The organism is Aestuariivirga sp. (assembly GCF_044239095.1).
Taxonomy (GTDB): Bacteria; Pseudomonadota; Alphaproteobacteria; order Rhizobiales; family Aestuariivirgaceae; genus Aestuariivirga.
The window spans coordinates 1-3,030 of the sequence record NZ_JBIICB010000382.1 but is presented as its reverse complement, the minus strand read 5'-3'; the positions used below and the strand labels follow the sequence as shown (position 1 = coordinate 3,030).

5 protein-coding genes are annotated in these 3,030 nt (G+C 63.3%); 2 read left to right on the top strand and 3 right to left on the bottom strand.

Translation table 11 applies throughout. From position 1 onward, the window contains the following. Positions 1-254 (bottom strand): serine hydrolase (locus ACILRA_RS21545; RefSeq protein ID WP_395664091.1); only part of this gene is annotated, 254 nt, incomplete at its 3' end. A 358-nt stretch (positions 255-612) separates the two neighbouring features. Between ACILRA_RS21545 and ACILRA_RS21540 the strand changes: the two genes are divergently transcribed. Beyond that, positions 613-957 (top strand): phasin family protein, encoded by a 345-nt coding sequence (locus ACILRA_RS21540; RefSeq protein ID WP_395664090.1) that lies wholly within the window; start codon positions 613-615, stop codon positions 955-957. Between the two features lie 83 nt (positions 958-1,040). Here ACILRA_RS21540 and xth read toward each other — a convergent pair whose 3' ends face one another. Next, complete coding sequence (gene xth, locus ACILRA_RS21535) at positions 1,041-1,826, bottom strand: exodeoxyribonuclease III (protein WP_395664089.1); 786 nt, start codon at positions 1,824-1,826, stop codon at positions 1,041-1,043. A gap of 40 nt (positions 1,827-1,866) precedes the next feature. Next, the gene (gene erpA, locus ACILRA_RS21530) at positions 1,867-2,196 is read right to left on the bottom strand and encodes an iron-sulfur cluster insertion protein ErpA (protein WP_395664092.1); all 330 of its coding nucleotides are present in this window, start codon (positions 2,194-2,196) and stop codon (positions 1,867-1,869) included. Positions 2,197-2,255: 59 nt separating this feature from the next. Here erpA and dgt point away from each other — a divergent pair. After that, positions 2,256-3,030: dGTP triphosphohydrolase (gene dgt / locus ACILRA_RS21525; RefSeq protein WP_395664088.1), on the top strand; the 775-nt coding region annotated here is incomplete at its 3' end.

Sequence of the window (3,030 nt, the reverse complement as noted above, 5' to 3'; positions counted from 1 at the left end):
TGGCCAACCTTCACGCCAAGCTTCGAGGGCGCCATGCCCGCCGCCCGCGCCGACATGCGGATGGGCGAATCGAGGCGCAGCCTGCCGGCATCGAGTTCCTGGAACAGGATATAGAGCGTCATGATCTTGGTCAGCGATGCGGGATGCCGCGTCGCATCGGCCTGCGAGGCGAACAACACCTTGCCGTTGCGGGCATCAACCGTGATGGCCGCAAATTTCGGATTGGCATCTGCCGTTGCGCTGAACAGTCCCATCGCGCCAGCAAGGGCGACCAGCAGGACCCCACATGACCCGAGAACGCGGCACGCCCGCCTGGCAACCGATCCGCCGCAAAACCCAAAGTTCAACATGCCCACTCCAAGCTGCATGGCCGTTCAGAGGTTGAACGACCAATACCATATTGCAGCCGCACCAGCCAACCCGCTGATCCGGCCTGTCCCCGCTCCCAAGTCCCGCCGCCATGTGAAACAGGCTTCGTTAGCGGAGAGTAAAGCCGAGGGCTTCCGGTGCATACCAAAGGATAAGATTGTTGCAACGCGAAATCAGATTGACTTTCATGTTGCAGTGCACATATTAGCAACATCGATCACGCTGCAATACGGAGATACCCCAATGATGAAGTCTTTTGAAGAGTTCCAGTCCCTCGGCAAAGACGGTTTCGAGGCTTATGTCGCCTCTTCGACCGCTGTGACCAAGGGCATGCAGGCCATCGCCCAGGAAACCGCTGAATTCTCGCGCAAGTCCTTCGAAAAGGGCTCGGCCGCTCTCGAGAAGCTGACGGGTGCCAAGTCCATGGAAAAGGCGCTGGAAGCCCAGCAGGCCTTCGCCAAGGAGAGCTACGATGCCTTCGTCGCGCAGATGACGAAGATGAACGAGCTCTACGTCAACACCGCCAAGGAGGCTTTCAAGCCCTTCGAGGCATCCATGGCCGCCTTCGGCGTCAAGGCACCGAAGTAAACTTCGCCGCCTCGCATTTCAGCGCCCGCGCACCTCGTCCAGAGGTTCGCGGGCGTTTTTTATTTCTGGGACGTGTCCGCGGCTCAGTCCCGAAGGTCGACCACCACCGGAACATGGTCCGAGGGCCGCTCCTGCGTTCTCACCGCGCGCGCGATCCGTGCGCCCGTCAGCCGGTCTGCCGCCTGGGGCGAAAGCAGCAGATGGTCGATCCGGATGCCGTTGTTCCGCTGCCAGGCGCCCGCCTGGTAATCCCAGAAGGTATAGAGATCCGGCGCGTCGCCATGCACCTGACGGATGGCGTCGGTGAAGCCGAGGTTCACGAGGCTCCTGAATTTCGCGCGTGATTCGGGTCTGAACAGCGCGTCACCCGTCCAGGCTTCGGGGTTTTTCGCGTCGAGCGGGGTGGGGATCACATTGTAGTCGCCCGCCAGCACCAACGGCTCCTCGAGCGTCAGGAGCTTCCGTGCATGGGCCGTCAGCCGGTCCATCCAGCGCAGCTTGTAGGCGAACTTATCCGTGTCTGGAGGATTTCCGTTGGGCAGGTAGATCGAAGCCACCCGCACCATGCCAGAGGCTGCCGGGAAGACGGCCTCGATGTAGCGCGCCTGCGCGTCCTCCGCCTCGCCGTCGAGCCCGCGCCGCACGTCCTCGGGCCTGGTCTTGGACAGGATGGCGACGCCATTGTAGCTCTTCTGCCCGTGGGTGAGGACGTTGTAGCCCATCTCCTCGAAGGCGGAGGTGGGAAAAGCCTGGTCCTCGCACTTCAGCTCCTGCAGGCAGACGATGTCGGGATCGTCCTGTTTGAGCCAGGCCTGCGCATTCTCGAGGCGCGCCTTGATCGAGTTGACGTTCCATGTGGCAATCTTCATGGGCGCATGATGGCGGGCGCGGGCGGCGCCTGCAAGCCCGTCAGATCGAGAAGCTTGTGCCGCAGCCGCAGGAGGATGTGGCGTTCGGGTTCGTGATGCGGAACGACTGGCCCATCAGGTCGTCAACGAAGTCGATCTCCGAGCCGGCGAGGAAGCCCTGGCTCACCGGGTCGACCAGCGCCTGGACGCCGCTGCGCTCAATCACGAGGTCGTCTTCGGAAGGCGCGTCCGCGAGAACGAATTCATACTGGAAGCCGGAACATCCGCCGCCATTCACCGCCACGCGGAGCGCCGTCTTGCCAGGCTCGCGCGCCAGAATGTCGCGAATGCGGACAGCGGCGCGTTCGGTAAGGGTGATTGACTGGCTCATGCTGGTGTATGTTGTTGCGATCTCGCGTCTTGTCAATGGATTCTCCCGGGGGTTCTCCCATGCAACGGTTCACGGCAGCCTTCGCCTCCCGCCCGGAGGACAGCCGGGGGCGCGTCTTTCCCGAACAGGATGCAGGACCGCGCACGCCCTTCGCGCGGGACCGGGACAGGATCATCCATTCCCAGGCCTTCCGGCGCCTGAAGCACAAAACCCAGGTCTTCGTGTATCACGAGGGCGACCATTACCGGACGAGGCTCACCCACACGATCGAGGTCGCCCAGGTGGCGCGCTCGATCGCCAGGGCGCTCGGCCTCGACGAGGATCTGGCGGAAGCGCTGGCGCTGGCCCATGACCTTGGCCACACGCCCTTCGGCCATGCCGGCGAGCGGGAGCTCGATATTCTGATGCGGCCTTTCGGAGGCTTCGACCACAATGCCCAGTCGCTCCGCATCCTGACGCGGCTCGAACAGCGCTATGCCACCTTTGATGGACTGAACCTGACCTGGGAGACGCTCGAGGGGCTGGTCAAGCACAACGGCCCGCTGGTGAACCGGGAAGGCGACCCCGTCGGCCGTTACCGTGAGCATGGCCTGCCCGAGGCGATCCTCGACTATGCCGCGTACCACGACCTCGAGCTCCACTCCTACGCGTCCGCGGAAGCCCAGGTGGCGGCGATCTCGGACGATATCGCCTACAACGCCCATGACATTGACGATGGCTTGCGCGCTGGTCTCTTCGACCTGATCGACCTCGGTGACGTTCCGCTGGCGGGCGAGGCGCTGGCTGAGGTGGTGCGGCTTTACCCCGACCTTGAGCATGACCGCGCCGTGCACG